Genomic DNA, 20398 nt, shown 5'->3' on the forward strand with positions numbered 1-20398 from the left:
CCGATAGGCCTATGACACTGATCCGGGGCGCGCGCGCCTTACTGCACGCGCCCCGGGTCCAATACGCGGCCCAAAGATGGCAGCACCAATAGGGAGTGGCCCGATGACGGATCAGGACGGGCGCGAGGGGCGCCAATTTACCGATGAAGAACTACAGGATCTGGTCGCCAGCACCGATAGCGGCGCGCGCGACCCATCCAACCGAAATATCGCCCTGCTGATTGCCGGGTTGGCGCTGGCATGGTCGCTGTTCCAGCTTTGGATCGCCCAACCGCAGCTCTGGTTTGCGGAATATCTGCCGGTGATGAACTCATCGCAGACCCGGCCCATCCACCTGACCTTTGCCATCGTTCTGGCGTTTCTGGCTTATCCCGCCTTCAAATCATCGCCCCGCCATCACGTCCCGATCTTCGACTGGATTTTGATGGCGATTGGTGGCGCCTGCGCCTTCTACATTTTCTGGTTTTCGGAAGAACTGGCTCTGACCGCGCGGTCCGGCTTGCCGACGCAGACCCAAGTGGTCATCGGCGCTGTCGGATTGCTGTTGCTGCTCGAGGCCAGCCGCAGGGCGCTTGGACCCGCGCTGACAATCGTCGGCTCTATCTTCCTGCTTTACGCCTATATGGGCCAGGGCTGGTTGATCCCAGAACTGATCGAACATGAGGGCCTCTCCTTCACCGCGCTGATCAACGCGCAATGGCTAGACACAGGCGGCGTCTTCGGCATCCCGCTTGGCGTCTCGACAGCGTTTGTGTTCCTCTTCGTGCTTTTCGGCTCGCTGCTCGATAAGGCGGGCGCCGGGAACTACTTCATCAAACTGGCCTTCGCCGGTCTGGGCCATTTGCGTGGCGGTCCGGCAAAGGCGGCCGTCGTTGGCTCCGCCATGACCGGCCTGATCTCCGGCTCCTCCATCGCCAATGTGGTCACAACCGGGACCTTCACGATCCCATTGATGAAGCGAGTGGGCTTCACCAATGAGCAGGCCGGTTCGGTCGAGGTCGCCTCCTCCGTCAACGGCCAGATCATGCCCCCCGTCATGGGGGCCGCGGCCTTCCTGATGGTGGAGTTCATCGGGATTTCCTACGTCGAGGTGATCAAACACGCCTTCATCCCGGCGGTGATCTCTTACATCGCGCTGGTCTACATCGTGCACCTCGAAGCGCTGAAGAAAGACATGCCCGCGCTTGGCGAGGCGAAAAGCTTCGTCGGGATGATTGTGAAATTCTTCATTGGCTTTGCGGTTGCAGGTGCCGGGTTCACCGCACTGATCTATGGTGTCGGCGCCCTGCGCGACGTGGTCCCTGACCTGACCGGGCCGATCATGATGGCACTTTTGGCGGCGATCTATGTCTGGCTGGTGGCCATTGCCGCGCGCAAGCCGGATCTGGAGATCGACGACCCCAACGCAACCGAAATCAAACTTCCGACTGTCAAAGAGATCTATGCCACTGGCCTGCATTATGTGCTGCCAATCGTGGTTTTGGTCTGGTTCCTCATGGTGGAACGGCAGAGCCCGGCGCGGTCGGCGTTTTTCGCAACCGCATTGATGATCCTGATCATCGTCACGCAGCGCCCTCTGAAAGCGTTCTTTCGTGGCAAGGGCGCGGAAATGGCCCATGAGTTCAAGGAAGGTTTTGTTGATCTACGAGACGGGTTGATCGCGGGCGCACGCAATATGATCGGTATCGGGGTCGCCACGGCCGCCGCCGGGATCATCGTGGCCACTGTGACGCGGACCCCGATTGGGACTGAACTCGCGGGTCTCGTCGAGCAGCTTTCGGGCGGCATCCTGTTCGTGATGCTGATCTTGATCGGCGTCTTCTCTCTCATCCTCGGGATGGGACTACCGACAACTGCGAACTACATCGTGGTTTCATCGCTCATGGCCTCGGTCGTGGTGTCACTTGGCGCACAAGAAGGGCTGATCGTTCCGCTGATCGCGGCGCACCTCTTTGTGTTCTATTTTGGGATTATGGCGGATGTGACGCCCCCTGTGGGGTTAGCCAGTTTCGCTGCCGCTGCTGTCTCAGGCGGCGACCCGATCAAGACTGGGTTCACGGCGTTCTTCTATAGTTTGCGCACGGTGGCCTTGCCGTTCCTGTTCATCTTCAACCCGACACTGATCCTGTATGGGGTCGATCTTGGCACATGGGAGGGGATATTCCAGGCGGTCACGGTCTTCATCGTCGCGACCTTCGCCATGCTGCTGTTTGCGGCGGCGACCCAGGGCTATTTCCTGGCCCGCTCACGCATCTACGAAAGCGCGGCGCTGTTGCTGGTGGCCTTTACGCTTTTCGTGCCAAATATCTGGCTCGATATCGTGCAAGACCCGTTCCGCGAGGTGCCGCCAGCCCAATTTGAAACGGCCGTGGGCGAAGCGGCCGAGGGGGCACAACTGCGCTTGCTCATCCAAGGGCCTGATTTCAACACCGGCGAGATGACCGAAACCACGTTGGTGTTGAACGCCGAGGGGGCAAGCGCTGCGGAGCGGATCGCGAATTCCGGGCTGCTCCTGATCCCCGACGGCGAGGTCGTCCGTTTGGACGAGCCAATGTTCGGGACCGCCACCGCCGAGACCTTGGCTGATTTCGACTTCTACGCCGATACACCCGTGCAACTGGCCGCTGTGCGGATGCCGCAGGACCGGATGCCCGAGCAAGTCTTCTATCTCCCGGCGCTTTTGCTTCTAGGTCTGGTGGTCCTGCTGCAACGGCGGCGTCAAACCAAACCGGCCTTCTGAGGAGTGCGAGAGATGTTTAGAACGATCCTCCTACCCATCGACCTTTCAGCACAAAACAGTTGGGCAAAGGCCCTGCCCGCCGCCTTGAAACTCTGCGAGGGCAATGGCTGCATCCTGCATGTCACAACCGTGGTGCCCGATTTCGGCATGTCGATCGTCGGCAGCTATTTTGAGCCCGGCTTTGAAGACAAGGCGCTGCACGAGGTTGGCGAAAAGCTCACGGCCTGGGTCTCCGCGCACATCCCCGATGACATTGAGGTGCATCCTCATGTGCTGCATGGCCGGGTTTATGACCTGATCATTGAGGCTGCGGATCGATTGAATGTCGATGCCATTGTGATGGGGTCGCACACGCCGGGTCTGAGCGATTATCTGCTTGGCCCGAACGCGGCCCGGGTGGTGCGCCACGCCAAACAATCGGTCTTTGTCGTCCGGGGGGAGTAAGGCCTGTGAGCCATATCTTTGGTCGCGGTTCGGCACCTTTGCCGAAGGCGGTGCGCGGCGACGGTTGTTATCTCTACGATAGCACCGGCAAAGCCTATCTTGACGGCTCCGGTGGCGCGGCTGTCTCATGCCTGGGCCATTCCGACGCGGATGTCCGGGCGGCTGTCCATGCGCAGTTGGATCAAGTGGCGTTTGCCCATACCGGGTTTTTCACCTCCGATCCTGCCGAGAAATTGGCCGACCTTCTGATCGCGCAGGCGCCCGATGGGATTGAGAAAGTCTATCTCCTCTCCGGCGGCTCCGAGGCGGTTGAGGCCGCCATCAAGCTCGCCCGGCAGTATTTCCTGGAGATCGGGGAGCCAGAGCGCCACCGTGTCATCGCTCGGCGGCAGAGCTATCACGGCAACACGCTTGGCGCGTTGGCGGCGGGCGGCAATGCCTGGCGGCGCGAGAAATACGCGCCGCTTTTGGTTGAAACCAGCCATATCGCACCGTGCTTTGAATATCGTCACCGAGCCGAAGGCGAGAGCCTTCATGACTATGGTCAGCGGGCGGCAAATGAATTGGAAACCGAGATCGAGCGGCTTGGCCCCGAGACCGTGATGGCCTTCATCGCCGAACCGGTTGTCGGCGCAACAGCAGGTGCCGTGCCTGCGGTGGACGGGTATTTTAGTCGTATTCGCGAGATCTGCGACCGGTATGGCATCTTGCTGATCTTGGATGAGGTGATGTGTGGCATGGGGCGGACGGGGAGCCTCTTTGCCAGCGAGCAGGAAGGCATCTCCCCTGACATCGTGACAATCGCCAAGGGGCTTGGCGCGGGCTATGCGCCGATTGGGGCGATGCTGTGTTCCGGCGCGATTTACAAAGCCATCGCGGATGGATCGGGCAGTTTCCAGCACGGGCATACCTATCATGGCCACCCCCTCGCCGCCGCAGCGGGTCATGCAGTTGTAAACGCGATGATTGAGCGGGATTTGATGCCGCGCGTGAAGGCTCAGGGCGACACTCTCGCCGCCGCTTTGCACGACGCTTTCGCCCAGCACGCACATGTCGGTGACATCCGTGGGCGTGGGCTGTTTCGCGGGATCGAATTGGTCGAGGATCGGGCCACGAAGACACCCTTTGACCCGGCCCGCAAGTTACACGCGCGGGTAAAGAGCGCCGCGATGGCCGAAGGGCTGATTTGCTACCCTGCTGGTGGTACTGTCGATGGCCGCAGCGGAGATCACATCCTGCTGGCACCGCCCTTCATCATCGAAGACGCGCAGATCGATGAGCTGGTCGGCAAGCTCTCACGCGCCTTGGATACAGCCTTAACGACATAGAGGCCGATCACAGCTTGAGGCCACAGCCCTCGAACGCCGCGCGGGTGGCGGCTTTCTCCTCCTCGGTCAATTGCAGAAGCGGCGCGCGGACCGGACCACCGACCTGCCCAAGCAGTTCCTGCCAATACTTCCCATGGGCCTGGGGTTTGCCGCCTGGCTTGCTGGCTTTGATCGCCTCGCGCACCGGTTCCAAGCTGTCCCGCACCTGGCGGGCCTCAGCAAAACGGCCCTCAAAAGCCAACCGGGTATAGTCGTTCATCCGTTGGTCGGATTTCGTCTGCAACTGATAGGGCGGCGAGGAGCAGAGATAGAGCCGCCACCCAAGCTCTTCGATATTGTCGAGCCATTCGGCCTCTGACGCCGTGGAGACGTGAATCTTGTCGCCCACCATATGGGTCAACCGCACATACATCTCTCGCGGGACCGAGTATTTGATCGCCACGATATTAGGCAATTCCGCCACCCGGGCACAAAGTTCGGGGCTCATCAGATAGCCACTATCGGGATGCGACCACATGGCGATGCCGATATCCACCTGATCGCACAGGGTTTTGTAGTAATTGAAAACCGTATCATCGGGATCGGTCACGAAATGCAGGACCGGTGCGTGGACGACCACATAATCCGCGCCGCAGGCCTGCGCCTGTTTGGCCAATTCGACAACCGTATCGAAGTTCTGATCCGAGGCAGACATGATTGTGCCCGCCTTGCCATCACATTCTTCAACCGCAATCTCGAAGTTACGTTTGCGTTCTTCAAGCGACATGGAGAAGAACTCACCCTGCTTCCCGGCAATGAACAAGCCCGCGATGCCCAAGTCGTCAATCCAATGGCGGATATTGGCGCGGAGCCCCTCTTCATTGAAGGAGCCATCGACATGAAACGGGTTGAGCGCGGCGGCCCAGATGCCGCGCATGTGCTCTCGGGCATAGTCTTTCGCATCAAGCTTCGAGTAGTGCATCAGGTATTTCCTTCTTCGGCGGCGCAGATCGCCTGCCAGATTTTGCTGGGTATCAGGGGCATTTGCAGATCGGTTACACCAAGCGGCGCAAGCGCATCATGGGCGGCGTTGAGAATGGCAGCGGGCGCGCCGATTGTGCCAGCCTCCCCCACGCCTTTGGCGCCAAGGATATTCATCGGGCTCGGTGTTTCGGTCTTGTCGATCTTCAGTGGTGGCACATCTGTCGCGCGCGGCATGGCATAATCCATGAAGGACCCGGTCAAGAGTTGCCCATCCGCATCGAAATGCAGGGCCTCCATCATCGCTTCACCGAAACCTTGCGCAAAGCCGCCCATGACTTGGCCCTCCACCAGAAGCGGGTTCAGGATGGTGCCCGCATCGTCAATGGCATGCACCTGTTCCAGCGTCATCACCCCGGTCTCGCGATCAATCGCCGCCATCACGAGGTACGCGCCATATCCCCAGGCCTGACCATCATTTTCATAGCGCATTTCGGCGCTATGCGGCGCGGGTTCGCCTTGTTCCTGCCGACGGGCAATCTCCTGGCAGGCGGCGAGCACGGCGCTGCCGCCGATGGCTGTGCTGCGGCTCGCCAGGGCGCCGATCCCTGCGGGGCAAAGATCGGTATTACCACAGGTGACGGTGACTTTGGCAGGATCTCGGTCAAGCGCATCCGCAGCGATTTGCGCAAAGGCCGTCTCTCGACCGTGCCCTTGAGAGGAACTGCCGCTTAACACGTCGACGTGCCCGTCCGGTTCAAGCGTTACACGCGCGGTTTCCCACCCGCTGCCAGAGGGTTCGAGGTAAAAAGCAACACCAACGCCAACCAACTCGCCCGTCGCGCGCCGTCGGTCTCTCTCCTCCAACAAGGCAGCGTAGCCCGCGCGCTCGGTCAACCGGTTCAGCGCGCCCGGGTAATCACCGGAATCGAGTATGTCGCCACAGAGCGTTTTGTGCGGCAAATCCATGGGACCAAGAAGATTGCGCCGCCGCAACTCAACCGGATCTATGCCACTGACGCGGGCCGCTTTGTCGATCAAACGTTCGATCAGGCAATTGGCTTCCGGCCGCCCTGCCCCGCGATAGATTCCCATTGCCGGGCGATTTTCGGCGCGGGCCGTTGTCGCCAAATCAAGCTCTGGAATGTCATACCCGGCTGGCAGAATGCGGGCCGCATTCCAAGCCGGGATCAACCCACTATTGGGGAGCCAATGGCCAAGCGGCGCGTCAGTCTCGGCACTCAGGGCCAGGAACTTCCCTTCTTCTGACAGCGCCAGACGCCCCTTTGTCGTCAAGCCGCGCCCGTGAGTCGCAGACAAGAAATCATCACTGCGACTCGCCGTCCATTTCACTGCATGGCGGTGATGAAACGCAGCCCAAACGGCAAAAACCTCCTCCGGATAGAGCGAGGCCTTCATACCAAACGCCCCGCCGACACTGGGCGCGATCACATGCAACCGATCGGCATCGACCCCCAATATCTGCGCGAGTTCCGAGCGCGTACGATGGGGTGTTTGGGTCGAATGCCAGATCGTCGCCCGCTCCGTTGCACGATCATACGCGACCGCAATCGCACGCGGTTCCATCGGCGATGGGGCGAGGCGCGGATGTTGGATTTCCGCTTCCACCACAAGCGCGGCCTTGGCAAAGATCTGGTCGAGAGTCCCGGTTTTCCAGTTTTTCTGAGCCAGTGGGCGCGGTGGCGGAGTGTCTTCGTCCTCAATCTCGGCAAAGATCAAGTCGGCTGCGTCCTGCGCCTCTGCCAAGCCGATGGCCAGAACGGCCGCAATCGGTTGACCCACGGCCTCGACCCGGGATTGCGCCAAGAGCGGATAGGCCGGTGGGTCCGGCAACGGTAGGACTCGGTTGACCGACAGCGGGGAGGTCCGCCCGATATCTTGCGCGAGATGGATCGCGTGCACGCCGGGGGAGGCCAGCGCCTCTTCAATCTCGACCTCCACCAAGGTTCCAGAGGCCATCGGACTGCGCAGGAAGGTCAGGTGAAGCGGGGCGTCGAGCCGGATATCATCGGTAAACCGGGCTCGCCCACGCAGCAGATCGGGGTCTTCCCGCCGCGTCATGCGGGCGCCAATCCAGCGATTTGAAGTCTTCGACATCGGTTTTCGGCATTCCGCGCTATTCGCGGTGATACCAACACCGCTTCTCCCGCGGGGTAAAATCGTAAGTCCGAAATTGGGTATTCACTGAAAGAATAGCTAAAGAATTTGCTGCAAAGGAATACTTGTGCCAACAAGAGCCTAAGGAGGAGGAGCCATGCTATGACAATCGCCGTGATCGGGAATGGCAGTATCGCAGGATATGTGGCCGCCCAATTGGGACGCAGCGGCGATGGACCTGCCGCCTTCATCACCCGCCCCGGCAGCACCCGGGCGCAAACCGTGCCGGACGCGGCATATGTTGGGTCGGTCGCCGAGTTGCCTTCTGAAGTGACACTGCTGATCGACTGCGCGGGGCATAGCGGGCTTGCCGCCCATGGCCCTGATGCGCTCAGGGCTGGACTCTCTGTGATCACACTGTCTCTTGGCGCCTTAGCCGATGAGGCGCTGGCAACCGAGTTGCAAATCGCCGCCAAAGCAGGGGGACGCCGGTTGCATCTGGCGAGCGGCGCAATTGGCGCGCTCGATGCGCTCCGTGCGGCATCGGTCGGAGAGATCGGCGCGGTACGCTATACAGGACGCAAACCGCCAAAGGGTTGGCTTGGATCGCCGGCGGAGGACATCTTGAACCTCACAGAAATGGGCCTTGCGCCCGCCACCCATTTTGACGGCACGGCCCGCGATGCGGCGCTGACCTATCCGAAAAACGCCAATGTCGCGGCGGCAGTGGCGCTTGCCGGGATCGGATTTGACGACACGAAGGTCGAACTGATCGCAGACCCCGGCATCACCGCAAACATCCACGTTCTGGAAGCCGAGGGCGCATTTGGCACGTTTCGGTTTGAAATCTCGGGGCGGAGCCTGCCAGACAATCCGAAAAGCTCGGCGCTGGCCGCGATGAGCGCCGTCGCCGCCGTCCGGCAGAGCCAAGCCGGCATCGGGTTCTGAGATGGCCCAACGGATCGCGGAACGCATCGCCAACCGGCTGAAACTCAGGCAACTCCGCCTGCTGATTGCGGTGGGGCGTCACGGCAATATCCAGAACGCCGCGCGGGAGATGAACGTCTCGCAGCCCGCCGCGACCAAAATGATCCAAGACCTGGAGTTGGATTTCGCCGTGCAGCTTTTTACCCGCACCAATCGCGGCGTGATCGCAACGCCAGCGGGCGAGGTGCTGATCCGTCACTGCAAGTTGATCTTTGCGCAGATCGCAAACGCCGCCGAAGAACTCGACGACTTATCGGAGGGCAATAGTGGGCGGATTGTGGTGGGCACGCTTCTGGCCGCGTCCTCACATCTCTTGCCAAAGGCGATCGAGACGATGTTGACGACCCGCCCAGGCGTGGCCTTGCGGGTTGTGGAGGGCACCAATGAAATGCTGATGCCTGCCCTCCGCAATGGCGAGATAGACATGGTGGTCGGGCGTCTACCCTCGCAACGTCATCGGCAAGAGCTTGAGCAGATCGTGCTGTTTGAAGAACATATCCTGGCGGTGGTTGGCCCGGGCCATCCTCTGGCGCGGAGGGCCGACCTGACATTCTCGGATCTCGAAGCATTCGGGTGGATTCTCCCACCCGCCCAAACCACGCTGCGACGTCAAATCGATCAGTTCTTCGTCGGGCAAGACCTCTATGTGCCGCCGATGATGGTCGAAAGCATCTCCTACCTGACCAACCGGACGCTTATTCAGAACAACGAGTTGATCGGCTTCATGCCGGCCCATGTGGCGGAGCAGGATGTCGCGCTCGGCCTTTTGGCTGCACTCTCTTGGAAGGTCCCGTTTGGGACCGGGCCGGTGGGTGTAACCGTTCGAGAGAAGGACAATCTCTCGCCCGCCGCCGACGGGTTCTTAACGGCGCTTCGTCAGGTGGCAAACGCCATCTGACACCTTAACAGGTATAGATTTTCCCGATAGCTGGTTTCAGAACTAGGGATTGAGCGGATATCAGAGCAAGCGCAGTCTGACCCAAACACCGCTTGCGCGAGGAGATATCATGGGACGGTTGAGCGCCTTCAACTTTCAAAACTGGATTGACGAACACCGGCACCTGTTGAAGCCGCCGGTGGGCAATCAACAGATCTGGGAAGATGCCGATTTGATGGTCACGATTGTCGGCGGTCCGAACAAGCGGACCGACTATCACGATGACCCGGTCGAGGAGTTTTTCTATCAGCTTCAAGGCGACATGCTGCTGAAGCTTTATGACGGCACCGAGTTCTATGATGTGCCGATTCGCGAGGGCGATATCTTCCTCTTGCCGCCGCATATCCGGCATTCGCCGCAGCGCCCGCAAGAAGGCTCCATCGGCCTCGTGATCGAGCCGAAACGTCAAACCGGAGAATTGGATGCCATCGAATGGTATTGTTTTAATTGCCAAAATTTGGTCCACCGGGCCGAAATGCAGCTTCAATCCATCGTCGATGACTTGCCGCCAGTCTACGAGAAATTTTATGCTTCAAATAAATTACGGACCTGCGTAAGCTGTGGCGAAATCCACCCTGGCAAGGAACCGCCCGAGGGATGGGTCACGCTTTAGAACCAATGATGGCGCATCAAAGCGCCACGCTTATCAACAATGGGAGTACACAGATGCCGAAGACTTTCGGGACGCTGATCGGGGGGGCTGCGACCGCCCTGGTTCTGATGGGGACATATGCAACAGCCGAGGAGTTCCGCCTTGGCCTGATCACCCCACCACCGCATGTTTGGACCCAAGCTGCGGAACGCTTTGGCGAAGCGCTGGCCGAGGCTTCGGATGGCGAACACACGCTGCAGGTCTTCCCGGCGCGTCAGTTGGGCAATGAAGCCGAGATGTTGCAGCAGTTGCAGTCGGGCGCGCTTGATATGGCGTTTCTGACCGTCGCCGAAGTCTCGAACCGGGTGCCCGATTTCGGCGCCTTCTACGCGCCCTTCCTGGCCGAAGATATTGCCCATGCGGGTGAAATCCTGCGCTCTGACCTCGCGGCCTCAATGCTTGACCAGCTTCCCGCGCAAGCCGGGGTTGTCGGCATCGGCTATGGCATGGCAGGCCTACGGCAGATCGTGACCCGCGGCGACGTGAGCTCCTCGGCCGATCTGGAAGGTCTGAAGCTGCGGATCACGCCGTTTACCCCGATCCTCGACTTCTACAACGAGGTCGGTGCGGCGCCGACGCCAATGCCACTGCCCGACGTCTATGACGCCTTGGCCAACGGTCAGGTCGATGCAATCGACATGGATGCCGAACTGATCTGGGCTTTGCGTTACTATGAACATGCCGACACGATTGTGGTGTCGAACCATATGATGTTCCCGATGGTCGGCTTGGTGTCTGGCCGGGTCTGGGCCGGGCTTTCGGCTGACGATCAGGCGATGATCCAGGAGTTGATGCAAGAACAGCTCTCGCAGGTGATCGACACCTATGTCGAGATGGACCCGCAATGGCTGGACGAGATCGAGGGCACGGGTAAAACCTATGTCGAGGTTGGCCCGGAGTTCTTCGGCGATGTGCCGGCAGCCTGGGACGCAATTTGGTCTGAACGCTCTTCGGTTCTGGGCGATATGCGCGACGTTGCGGCAGAGTTGGCGGCGGAATAGGCTCTCAACAGATCAAACATATATCAAACCCACTGGCGCTCCCGCTGGTGGGTTTCGATTGAGCAGGACCCCTTTCGCCATGTTGCAAAAGATCTCTGCCTTCTGGGCCAAAGTTGAGATCACGGTCGCCGCGATTTTGGCCGCCGCGATCACCGGGCTGATCCTCCTCAATGTCGTCACCCGCGCGATCGGCAACGCGATCTATTGGGTCGATGAGGCGGCGATTTATACGATGGCCTGGATGACGTTTCTTGCGGCCTCCGCCGCCGTGCATCATGGGCAATCGGTTGCCGTCACTCTGGTGACGGATCTGGCCCCGCGCCCGGTGGCCGAAGTGATCCTCAAGGTAAAAGATGCAGTTGTCTTGGTCTTTGCCATATTGATGGTTTGGTTCTGCTGGCGCTGGTATTTGCCGCTGCAGATGGTCCAAGCAGGGTTCGACATCCTGCAGTTCCAGGGGGCAACCTTCAACTTCATCTATTCCGAACCCACAACAACCATCGGCTATCCCAAATACCTTGTATGGATGGTGATGTGGCTCTTCTCTTTCGGCATGTTGCTTCATAGCGTGAACAACCTTTTGGGCGGTGGCGCCCTGCCCGAAGACCGGGTGGAGGCCACATGACCGCGCTTGTCTTTGCGATCCTGCTTTTCGGCGCGGTCCCGATTGCCATCGTCCTCGGCCTCGCCGCTGTGGCCTATGTTTTGGAAAGCGGCAATACGGTTCTGTTCGACAGTTTCGCGCAGCAGATGTTCTCGGGCCTTGAGAATTACGGGCTGCTTGCCATCCCGCTTTTCATGTTGACCGGCGAGTTGATGAATGAAGGCGGCATCACCAGCCGCTTGATCAATGCGGCACGCGTTTTCGTCGGTGGATTCCGCGGTGGCCTCGCCTGGATCAACCTCGTCGCCAATATGTTCATGGCGGCAATCATCGGCTCTGCTGCCAGCCAGATCGCGATCATGTCCCGGGCCATGGTCCCGGCGATGGAACGGGAGGGCTACGACAAAGGTTTCGCAGCAGCCACAACGGCGGCGGGTGGTTTGCTCGCGCCCGTGATCCCACCCTCGATGCTTTTCGTGATCTTTGCGGTGTTGGCGCAAATCCCGGTGGGCGACATGTTCCTCGCTGGTATTCTGCCTGGGATTTTGATGTTCAGCAGTTTCGCCTTGGTCATCGCCACGATCGGCTGGTTCTCGCCCTTTCCGTCTGGCCGGTGGCTGACCCGTCCGGAGGCGTTTAGCGCGCTTGGCCAAGCCCTGCCCGCTGTGATTATCCCCGGCGCCATTATCGGCGGCATCCTCTTTGGCTTTGCTACGCCAACGGAATCGGCCGCAATCGCCTCGGTCATCGCATTGGCCCTTGGTCGGTTCGTCTATCGCGAGGTGCGGTTCCGTGACTTGGGCAAAGTCTTCATCCGCACCGCGCGCAACTCCGCCCTTGTGATCTTCATGATCGCCACCGCCAACGTCTTTGGTTGGGTGGTGGTCTATGAGGCGTTGCCGCAGCAACTCGCAGCGCTGATCACGACGGTCACGTCAAACCCGTTCCTGTTTCTTCTGATCGTGAATGTGGCGCTGCTTTTCGTCGGCATGTTGATCGACGGTATCGCGGCGGTGATCTTGATCACGCCGATCCTGCTGCCCATCGCGATGAACTCTTACGATATCAGCCCCTATCAATTCGGCGTGGTGATCTCGATCAACCTGATTTTAGGCTTGCTCACGCCACCGGTCGGGATCGGTCTTTATATTGCCTCCGCGATGAGCGGTGTGAAGCCAGTGGCAATTTTCAAAGCCCTTTGGCCCTTCCTCTTGGCAACGCTGATCGTTCTGATCCTGCTGAGCCGTTTTCCGGAATTGTCTACCGCGCTGATCTAACCCCAAACCGGTCATGCCACGCGTATGGGTTTAGTGCCGACGATGTCTTTGAGCGTCGCATGCTCCATGGTCTCAGCTTTCACATCGATCAGAATGCTGAGCATCGATTCAAGCGTGAAATAGGACCGCATCACTCGGAAGATCAGGTATTCCGGCAAAGCGATAATCCCACGCGGAACGCCATTCAGAAGTGAGGAGACCACCGCCACAATCGAGGGCGCCCCCGTGGTCACGGCCACAACCGATTGCCACATGATCGGGCTGTCGGGGTTGAAGCTCAACAAGCATTCCAGCGCGCCATAGATGATCAACGGAACGAGCATCGCGCGACGCCCCGAATTGATCAGCATGTAAGGCAAGATCACCTTTCCCCGCAGGGTTTTGTGACGCGAATAGATCAGGTCGCGGCAGCGCGAACTGATATGATAGACCGAACGGAACCAGCGCATCCGCTGCTCGCGCATATGCATATAGGAGGCCGGAACCTCCGAGATATAACGGATCTTCGGGTCAACGACTGAGTGATAGCCAAGCTCACCGATCCGAAGCGAAATATCAGTGTCCTCGCCATTCATTCCCTCGACGAACCCGCCCAGATAGCGTGGGTGCTCCGTCCGATAGACCACAAACATGCCGGGAATACCGACCACGCAGTTCACCGCGCCCATAGCGACGGAATAGAATCCGTGTTTGACCAGAACTTCCAAGAGCCGCGCCCGATCGAACAGCGCGCCGCCGGGTGGCACAGGCACACCCCCCACAACCCCCACCTGCGGGTTGGTGAAATAGGGCATCGCGCGGCTTAGGTTGTCCTCACCCAGAAGCGTATCGGCATCCACGCGGACCAGAAACTCCGTCTCCGTCGCATCAAGCCCGGCATTCAGAGCGTTGGACTTCCCAGGTTTCGGCACATTGATCACCCGCCCCTTGGCCGCGGTGCAAGCGGCCAGCGTCGCGGTTGCGATCTCTTCGGTCTCGTCGGTGGAGTTGTTGTTCATGATCAAGATATGAACCTCACCGCCGTAATGCGCCGCGGCTTTGTCCATAGCTTCGATCGTATCCTTGATAATGTATTGCTCGTTATGTGCCGGAACGATGATCGAAACCGGCGGGCGGAACACCGGTGTTTTGGCGGTCAGCACGTCCCAAATCGCGATCGCGTAAAGCTGCCCAAAGAGCACTGGCAGAAAGAGGAACACACCAGGGCCGATCCCGCCCAGAAGCGTCCATTGCCGCATCCAACCGACAATCCAAAGATCCAGCCCGCCGACATAGATCGACACCGCCGCCGCGACCACAATGGTCACAACCAAACGCCAAACGGCGCGGCGCTGGCTAATGGGGCGATGTTCGACCCGAATGCGTTCCGGCATATGGCCGCGTTCCAGAAGCTTGAAGGAATACACTGCAAAGCCGAGCAGGCCGGAGACAATCGCACTGAAATGCAGGGAAAACGCGAACCCGGCCCACTTGTGGAGCACCACATTGGCCAAATCCATAATCGCGCAGATTAGCAGATAGCTCATTGTCATATCGAGGGCGAACAACACCCGCCCGCGCGCAGACCCCGAACTGAACCCTGCAAACGAGATGAAGAAAGACACCAAGAAGATTCGGATCGCGATGGCGTGACGCCCCTCATGCGGGGAAAACACCAGATCCCGGTTCGGGAAAATCGTGCTGCCCACGGGCGAGTTCACGAACAGCAGGAGCGCGACCGCCAGGCATGTGAAGGCCAACAGCATTGCTGGAGCCCGCCAGACCGAAACGAAGCCAGCAAACCGTTTGGGGGCGCTATCGACCGAGATGAAGTTGATCTGATCGCGTTTGTCGTCGGCGCTTTCGGTGCTCATGCTGCATCTCCCGACCGGGTGATGACAAAGGCGACATGGGCCACGTCTTCAAATGGGTAGTCCACGATGGGCATCGCGGTTAGGCCGGTCTCTTCGGAATAGAACACCAGCCAGGACCCCGAGTCCGCGCCCGTGGTCCAAGGCGCCAATGGCGTCCCGCGCGGCAAAACGGTGATGTCCGCGTCGGACGAGGTTGCGGTGACGTCAAGTGTAGCTGGCAGAACGGCGGCCAGTGTCGACGCCGCCAGTGTCGCCTCGGCAGAGTTCACGCCCGGCAGAACATCCAAGCTGACCGACGCGCGGGCCTGCAGCATCTGCTGCAGCTCCAGAATGCCATCGGTGTAGGAGGATGTCCCCGGCAGAAGGCGGGTCTCGCCGGTGATTTCGGCAACAAGATCAGGGCCATCGTTGCATTCACCCGGTGCGTCATAGGTGGAGCTGGCAATGATTTCTATGACGTTCTGCCGCTCCTGCATGTCAGCGGGAAGCGCGATATCAGCCTGATAGGCATCTGCGCTTGCTGGAAGAAGCTCATGCGCAACCAGGCGACCATTCAATGCCACGGTGATCTGCCATTGCCCGCCCGAGGGCTGTGGCCCGAGCCGCATGGCCAATGCCAAAACGCCCGGCAGCGTCTGATCCTCAGCATCCCACATATCATAGGTGAGACGCCATTCCTGCATCCGCTGAAACCGCCGCAACTGGAACAGCGCACTGTCCGGCTCGACCGCACGCGTCCAGGCAAACTCATTGCGGTCTTGGCGCGGACGGGCACGTGTCGCCCGCTGTAGCTCCAAAAGATCCTCGCCGGTAAACGCGGCCGCGTCGTCATCGCGAAATGTCACCGCGACACCGGATTGACGCAGCCCAGCGGCGGCGATCAAGCCGGTCTGCCGGGTGTCACCTGCCCGTTCAGACGGCCAGACGACCTGAACCTGGCGACCGGCGACAACCGCCCGATCGCGCGCCGTCTCAAGCGGCTGGTCCAAGGTCAGAAAAATAGCGCTGGTTGTCTCGATCTCGACAATGGCTTCGAAGCCAGTATCGATGCCGCAGGGGCGGTGTGGTCCCTCTCCCCGCAAGCTGAACGAGACAACCAGCCGCTCCTGCGCAATCTCATCTGACGTGAGATCAATGCGCATGGAGCGTCCTGCCTCTCCTGGACGCAGCAACATCTCGGCCCGCCGGGTATTGCCGATAGAGATGCGCAACACCCCCTCGACTCCGGTAAGCGCTTGAAATGTAGCATCGATTTGGAGGTATCCAGAAGTCGGGCGCGCGTCGATTGGCATATAAAACGTCGCGCCCTGATAGGCAGGTAGTCCTGTAAGAAGAAGTGGATCGGTCGGCGCGGTGCGGTACACGACAGCCGTGTCATCGCCGCGCGTAGATTGGGGCGCGACCGGGGTTTCGAACCGCATCTGCGGACCAAACACCAGATCGTTCGCCTGCCGGAGGCCAAGCCTCACAGCTTCGGAATTCGAGAGCAGGAGGGCTAGACCTGCGAGAAGGGATGCCAGAAGCCCGATGCCAATCAGTCTCATTTGCCAATCCTCATGAACCGCGCCTAAACGAGGGTTCGCCGGGTCCACCTCCACGCGGACCCGGCGAAAACCGTTAGGTTTAGGCGGCTTTCGGGGGCACGACACCAGGTTGCTGGTTGTCGGTCCAAGTCGAGACGCAGGGGATCATGTCCATGATGCAGCGGTCCGCGTATTTGGCCGCGATCTCTTGCGTTTCTTCCATCAGGCCGAAGGCGAGCGTCGTGGGTTCCAGCCCGAGATCCAGGAAGGTCTCGTTGGAGACCCGCAGGTCGTTCTCGGCCGCTTCATTGCGCGGGTTATCGACCATCGCGACCTCAGCGCCAGTATTGCGTGCGATCAGTTGCGCCAGGTGCCGAACAGTGTGGGTCTCGGTCATCTGGTTCAGAATGGCGACCTTGCCGGTTTTCTGCGGTGGGTTTTCAACGGCAAGCGCGATGCATTTCACCGTGTCCTTGATGTGGATAAAGGCGCGGGTCTGACCGCCGGTGCCATGCACTGTCAGCGGATGACCGACCACGGCCTGCATCAGGAAGCGGTTCAGCACGGTGCCGTAATCGCCGTCATAGTCGAAGCGGTTGATCAGGCGCTCGTCGCGCTTGGTCTCTTCGGTCTGTGTGCCCCAGACGATGCCTTGATGCAGGTCAGTGATCCGCAAAAGGTCATTCTTGGCATAGAATTGGAACAGAAGCTGATCCATTGATTTGGTCATGTGATAGACGCTGCCCGGGTTGGTCGGGTAGAGGATATCACGCTGGAAGATCTGCTTGTTCTCACCGGGGATAAAGACGCGCAGGTATCCTTCGGGGATTTCCAGACCGTCACCGTCATAACCATAGACGCCCATTGTGCCGAGATGCACGATATGCGGGTCGATGCCCAGTTCGGTTACAGCGGCCAGAAGGTTGTGGGTCGCCGAGATATTGTTGTCGACGGTGTAGCGCTTCTCCGCGATGCCTTTCATCGAATAAGGGGCGGCGCGCTGCTCTCCGAAGTGGATCACAGTGTCGGGCCGAACCGACGCCAGAAGCTCGGTCAGACGATCAAAGTCGCGGGCGACATCGATGTTTTCGAAATCGATGGTTTTCCCGGTGCATTCGGTCCAGGCCTCCAGGCGATCTTCCATCGATGCGATGGGGGTCAGGCTATCGGCACCCATTTTCTCGTCGATTTCGCGCCGAGACAGGTTGTCGACGATTGTGATGTTATGTCCAAGCTCGGACAGGTGCAGGGCTGTCGGCCAGCCGCAAAACCCGTCGCCGCCGATTACAATGATGTTCTTTGTCTTTTCCATGTTTCTAGTTCCTCATCATCCGTTGCGCGGATGCGCTATGTTGCTGATGAGCCTAGTTTTATGGGGTGCAAGCGCCCCCGTCCGGGTCACGGAAGGATAGATTCCGGGGAATTGGAGACCCAGCCTATCCCGAAGGATAGGGCGCCTAGCCAGATGTGTGGGAGGTTTCTTCGTGATTCAGAACGGTGGCCAGATGTGCCTCTACATCATCATGCATCGAATCCAAGTTCAGTAGAGCCGAGTCGTAACCTGCGGCGTCGTCTGAGGTATTGGCCGTCTCGGCCCGGTCAATCCCTTTGACCAGCGCATCCAGACCCAACATCACAGTCGCACCGCGGAGCTTGTGCAGCATTTGCGAGATCTTGACTTGATCGGCTGTCGGCGACTGCACTTTCAAATTCGATAACGTCTCGCGTAACTCAGCAAAGTATCTGTCGACGGTTTCGCGGGTCTTCTCTGGACCAAGCGCGCCCAACAACTCGCCAAAGACATCCTCTGCGATCAATCCCGTCGCGGGCGACATCTCGCGCGATGTTTGAGCCACCCCCAACAGCACCGCGCCAAGCACGGAGAGGCGGATCGGTTTGGTGCAAAACTCATTCATACCCGCCGCTTCGGCCCTGGCGCGGTATTCTTCGCGACCATGCGCGGTCAGACCAACGATATGCGTCTCTTTGTTTGGCCCGATTCCGGCGCGAATGCGTCGCGTCGTCTCGATCCCGTCCATCACGGGCATGCTGATATCCATCACGATCAGATCAAACGCCGTGGCCTCCGCCAATTTGAGTCCTTCAAGGCCATTAACGGCCTCGGTCACCTCATGGCCGAGATTAATGAGCATCTCCCTGAGCACCGAGCGATTGATCGCGTTATCCTCGATCACCAGAATGGACCGCGACTGTTGCGCAGCATCGGCATCAGCATCGGCGCCTAGAGATGGATCGTCACTCTCGTCGGTCGCCGCAATGCGCTCAAGCGGCACGGTCAGCGTGAAGCAGCTCCCCTCGCCCACCACACTCTCGACTTTGAGATCGCCTCCCATCAACCGGGCGATCTTTCGTGAAATCGATAGGCCCAAACCGTCGCCGCGCGACTGTCGCCCTTGAGAATGGGACAGGGCCACAAAGTCTTCGAAGATATCTTCCAGATGCTCAGCGTCGATACCGGGGCCCGTATCTGTAACACTGATCTTCGCAACGGTTTGCTCTGCCCCATGAATGCCGGAGACGCGAACCGTTACACTGCCGTGATCGGTGAACTTGATGCCGTTTCCGATCAGATTGGTCACAATCTGCCCGATCCGCCCCCCATCTCCCAGATACGCCATCGCCATGTTTGGTTCGAGTTCCAGATCGAGATTGAGCGTCTTTTCCTGGGCCAAAGGGCGGAGCACTTCGACCACATGCCCAATCGTTTCTTCAAGCTCGAATTCCTGCGGGGTCAGCGTCATCGCCCCGCTATCGATCCGCGTGATGTCGAGCGCCTCGTTGATATGCTCCAGCAAAATCTCACCAGAGGCGGTGGCAACCTGCAAAAACCGTTCCTGGCGATCCGTTGGCTTTGTCGTACGCAATAAGTCCAAAACACCAAGGATGCCGTTCAATGGCGTGCGCATCTCATGGCTCATGACTGCGAGGAATTGCGACTTGGCGCGGTCAGTCCGCTCGGCCCTGTCTCGCGCGTCAATCAAGGTCTGTTCATTGATCTTCTGCTCACTGATATCGCGCAGATACGCGATGAACAGTTCTCCATCGCCTTGTTGAGCGGAGGTGATGCTGAGCTCGACCGGAAACTCCTCACCGGTTTTGCGAAGCGCCGACAATTCAATCCGGCCTGCGTTGAGAACGTGCGGGTCCCGTGACTTGAGATAGCGCGACATGCCATTTCGATGGGCCTCGCGAAATTGATTTGGAATGATCCTGTCTTCGAGTTTGTGGCCAATCATCTCGTCGCGTTGCCATCCAAAGATTCCCTCGGCGGCTTCGTTGAAATCGACGATCTCGCCGGCTTCGTTGGCAATCACGATGCCGTCCAACGAGGCCGCAACGGTTGAGGCAAGCCGATCTGTCGTGGCCTCCAAATCCGCATCTCTCTGCCGCGCGCGGGCCAAGAGACGATCAAAGATGATGAGCATCACGGTTAATATCGCAACCAGGGCCAGCGCGATCTCTCCCGTCCACGCAAACTGCCGCGCAAACTCGGCCCGGCGCTGTTCAGACGCCTCCGCGCCCAAGGCCAGGCCCAGCACCGCCAATCGTCGGACATCCGGGCGGAGCGCGTTGGTCCGCTCCCGCATGCCGGCAATCGCCTCCGCATCAAGCGGCGCGCCAGAGTCGATCACGGCGGCCACATCTGTGGCGTAACTGTCGAGTGCCGCGAGGAGCTCTTGAGCCTCCTCATTTCCGGCAAACAATTCGGCGCCGCGACCGGTTCGAACCAAACCAATCCGGCTGAGCGCGATATCGGTCCGGAGGCGGACCCGATCTGTGTTTGGCGGTGTGCGGATCGCCTCTTCGGCAAGGGTCGCGCGCAAATTGGCAATTTCTGTATCGACCTGAAGGATTGTCCATTGGATATTATCATTATCCGCCGTCGACAGCGCGCGAACCTCGCGCAGCACATTTATCCCCATGACCGCAAGAAGCACCATAAGACCGCCAAT

At 59.5% G+C, this 20398-nt stretch carries 15 protein-coding genes; 9 read left to right on the forward strand and 6 right to left on the reverse strand.

Annotated features, from left to right (window positions below; genetic code table 11):
* The first annotated feature begins 103 nt into the window (after positions 1-103).
* From GTF44_RS17435 to GTF44_RS17445, 3 genes are read left to right on the forward strand one after another with little or no spacing between them, the layout of a single operon-like run.
* Entirely contained in the window at positions 104-2740 is a 2637-nt protein-coding gene (locus tag GTF44_RS17435) for a TRAP transporter permease (RefSeq protein WP_171561420.1), read from the forward strand.
* A 12-nt stretch (positions 2741-2752) separates the two neighbouring features.
* Positions 2753-3184 (forward strand): universal stress protein, encoded by a 432-nt coding sequence (locus GTF44_RS17440; protein WP_171561421.1) that lies wholly within the window; start codon positions 2753-2755, stop codon positions 3182-3184.
* Positions 3185-3189: 5 nt separating this feature from the next.
* Positions 3190-4512 carry an aspartate aminotransferase family protein gene (locus GTF44_RS17445; RefSeq protein WP_171561423.1) on the forward strand — a complete coding sequence of 441 codons (1323 nt, stop codon included), beginning with the start codon at positions 3190-3192 and terminating at the stop codon, positions 4510-4512.
* Between the two features lie 7 nt (positions 4513-4519).
* Here the strand turns inward: GTF44_RS17445 and GTF44_RS17450 are convergent, their stop codons facing one another.
* The gene (locus tag GTF44_RS17450; protein WP_171561425.1) at positions 4520-5473 is read right to left on the reverse strand and encodes a dihydrodipicolinate synthase family protein; all 954 of its coding nucleotides are present in this window, start codon (positions 5471-5473) and stop codon (positions 4520-4522) included.
* Positions 5473-7554 (reverse strand): xanthine dehydrogenase family protein molybdopterin-binding subunit, encoded by a 2082-nt coding sequence (locus GTF44_RS17455; protein ID WP_253261293.1) that lies wholly within the window; start codon positions 7552-7554, stop codon positions 5473-5475. Before GTF44_RS17455 ends, GTF44_RS17450 begins: the two co-directional genes overlap by 1 nt.
* A 198-nt stretch (positions 7555-7752) precedes the next feature.
* On the opposite strand from GTF44_RS17455, the gene GTF44_RS17460 reads away from it, so the two are divergent.
* The 6 genes from GTF44_RS17460 (at position 7753) to GTF44_RS17485 (ending at position 13048) form a co-directional block, all read left to right on the forward strand.
* Positions 7753-8538, forward strand: a complete 786-nt coding sequence (locus tag GTF44_RS17460) for an aspartate dehydrogenase (protein ID WP_171561428.1) — start codon at positions 7753-7755, stop codon at positions 8536-8538.
* 1 nt (position 8539) lies between these two features.
* The gene (locus GTF44_RS17465; protein ID WP_171561430.1) at positions 8540-9475 is read left to right on the forward strand and encodes a LysR substrate-binding domain-containing protein; all 936 of its coding nucleotides are present in this window, start codon (positions 8540-8542) and stop codon (positions 9473-9475) included.
* A gap of 109 nt (positions 9476-9584) precedes the next feature.
* A complete protein-coding gene (locus GTF44_RS17470; RefSeq protein WP_145215168.1) occupies positions 9585-10127 on the forward strand; it encodes a 3-hydroxyanthranilate 3,4-dioxygenase in 543 nt (180 codons plus the stop codon).
* A gap of 53 nt (positions 10128-10180) precedes the next feature.
* The gene (locus GTF44_RS17475; protein WP_145215165.1) at positions 10181-11167 is read left to right on the forward strand and encodes a TRAP transporter substrate-binding protein; all 987 of its coding nucleotides are present in this window, start codon (positions 10181-10183) and stop codon (positions 11165-11167) included.
* 79 nt (positions 11168-11246) lie between these two features.
* Entirely contained in the window at positions 11247-11792 is a 546-nt protein-coding gene (locus GTF44_RS17480; protein ID WP_171561431.1) for a TRAP transporter small permease, read from the forward strand.
* Positions 11789-13048: a TRAP transporter large permease gene (locus GTF44_RS17485; RefSeq protein ID WP_171561433.1), complete on the forward strand. Its 1260-nt coding sequence runs from the start codon at positions 11789-11791 to the stop codon at positions 13046-13048. The genes GTF44_RS17480 and GTF44_RS17485 overlap by 4 nt, the downstream gene beginning before the upstream one ends.
* Positions 13049-13059: 11 nt before the next feature.
* On the opposite strand, the gene GTF44_RS17490 is transcribed toward GTF44_RS17485, so the two are convergent.
* The 4 genes from GTF44_RS17490 to GTF44_RS17505 all read right to left on the reverse strand — a co-directional run bounded on the left by GTF44_RS17490 (position 13060) and on the right by GTF44_RS17505 (position 20386).
* The gene (locus tag GTF44_RS17490; protein ID WP_145215156.1) at positions 13060-14901 is read right to left on the reverse strand and encodes a glycosyltransferase family 2 protein; all 1842 of its coding nucleotides are present in this window, start codon (positions 14899-14901) and stop codon (positions 13060-13062) included.
* Complete coding sequence (locus GTF44_RS17495) at positions 14898-16445, reverse strand: hypothetical protein (protein WP_171561435.1); 1548 nt, start codon at positions 16443-16445, stop codon at positions 14898-14900. The genes GTF44_RS17490 and GTF44_RS17495 overlap by 4 nt, the downstream gene beginning before the upstream one ends.
* A 79-nt stretch (positions 16446-16524) precedes the next feature.
* Positions 16525-17736 (reverse strand): NAD-dependent epimerase/dehydratase family protein, encoded by a 1212-nt coding sequence (locus tag GTF44_RS17500; protein ID WP_171561437.1) that lies wholly within the window; start codon positions 17734-17736, stop codon positions 16525-16527.
* Between the two features lie 145 nt (positions 17737-17881).
* Positions 17882-20386 (reverse strand): ATP-binding protein, encoded by a 2505-nt coding sequence (locus GTF44_RS17505; RefSeq protein ID WP_171561673.1) that lies wholly within the window; start codon positions 20384-20386, stop codon positions 17882-17884.
* Positions 20387-20398 lie beyond the last annotated feature (12 nt).

This window comes from Roseobacter sp. HKCCD6576-2 (assembly GCF_013179285.1).
Lineage (GTDB): Bacteria > Pseudomonadota > Alphaproteobacteria > Rhodobacterales > Rhodobacteraceae > Rhodophyticola > Rhodophyticola oceani.

Coding starts and splice junctions, on each gene's coding strand:
- GTF44_RS17435 (WP_171561420.1), top strand. CDS start 104: ATGACGGATCAGGACGGGCGCGAGGGGCGCCAATTTACCGATGAAGAA.
- GTF44_RS17440 (WP_171561421.1), top strand. CDS start 2,753: ATGTTTAGAACGATCCTCCTACCCATCGACCTTTCAGCACAAAACAGT.
- GTF44_RS17450 (WP_171561425.1), bottom strand. CDS start 5,473: ATGCACTACTCGAAGCTTGATGCGAAAGACTATGCCCGAGAGCACATG.
- GTF44_RS17455 (WP_253261293.1), bottom strand. CDS start 7,554: ATGACGCGGCGGGAAGACCCCGATCTGCTGCGTGGGCGAGCCCGGTTT.
- GTF44_RS17460 (WP_171561428.1), top strand. CDS start 7,753: ATGACAATCGCCGTGATCGGGAATGGCAGTATCGCAGGATATGTGGCC.
- GTF44_RS17465 (WP_171561430.1), top strand. CDS start 8,540: ATGGCCCAACGGATCGCGGAACGCATCGCCAACCGGCTGAAACTCAGG.
- GTF44_RS17470 (WP_145215168.1), top strand. CDS start 9,585: ATGGGACGGTTGAGCGCCTTCAACTTTCAAAACTGGATTGACGAACAC.
- GTF44_RS17475 (WP_145215165.1), top strand. CDS start 10,181: ATGCCGAAGACTTTCGGGACGCTGATCGGGGGGGCTGCGACCGCCCTG.
- GTF44_RS17480 (WP_171561431.1), top strand. CDS start 11,247: ATGTTGCAAAAGATCTCTGCCTTCTGGGCCAAAGTTGAGATCACGGTC.
- GTF44_RS17485 (WP_171561433.1), top strand. CDS start 11,789: ATGACCGCGCTTGTCTTTGCGATCCTGCTTTTCGGCGCGGTCCCGATT.
- GTF44_RS17490 (WP_145215156.1), bottom strand. CDS start 14,901: ATGAGCACCGAAAGCGCCGACGACAAACGCGATCAGATCAACTTCATC.
- GTF44_RS17495 (WP_171561435.1), bottom strand. CDS start 16,445: ATGAGACTGATTGGCATCGGGCTTCTGGCATCCCTTCTCGCAGGTCTA.
- GTF44_RS17500 (WP_171561437.1), bottom strand. CDS start 17,736: ATGGAAAAGACAAAGAACATCATTGTAATCGGCGGCGACGGGTTTTGC.
- GTF44_RS17505 (WP_171561673.1), bottom strand. CDS start 20,386: ATGGTGCTTCTTGCGGTCATGGGGATAAATGTGCTGCGCGAGGTTCGC.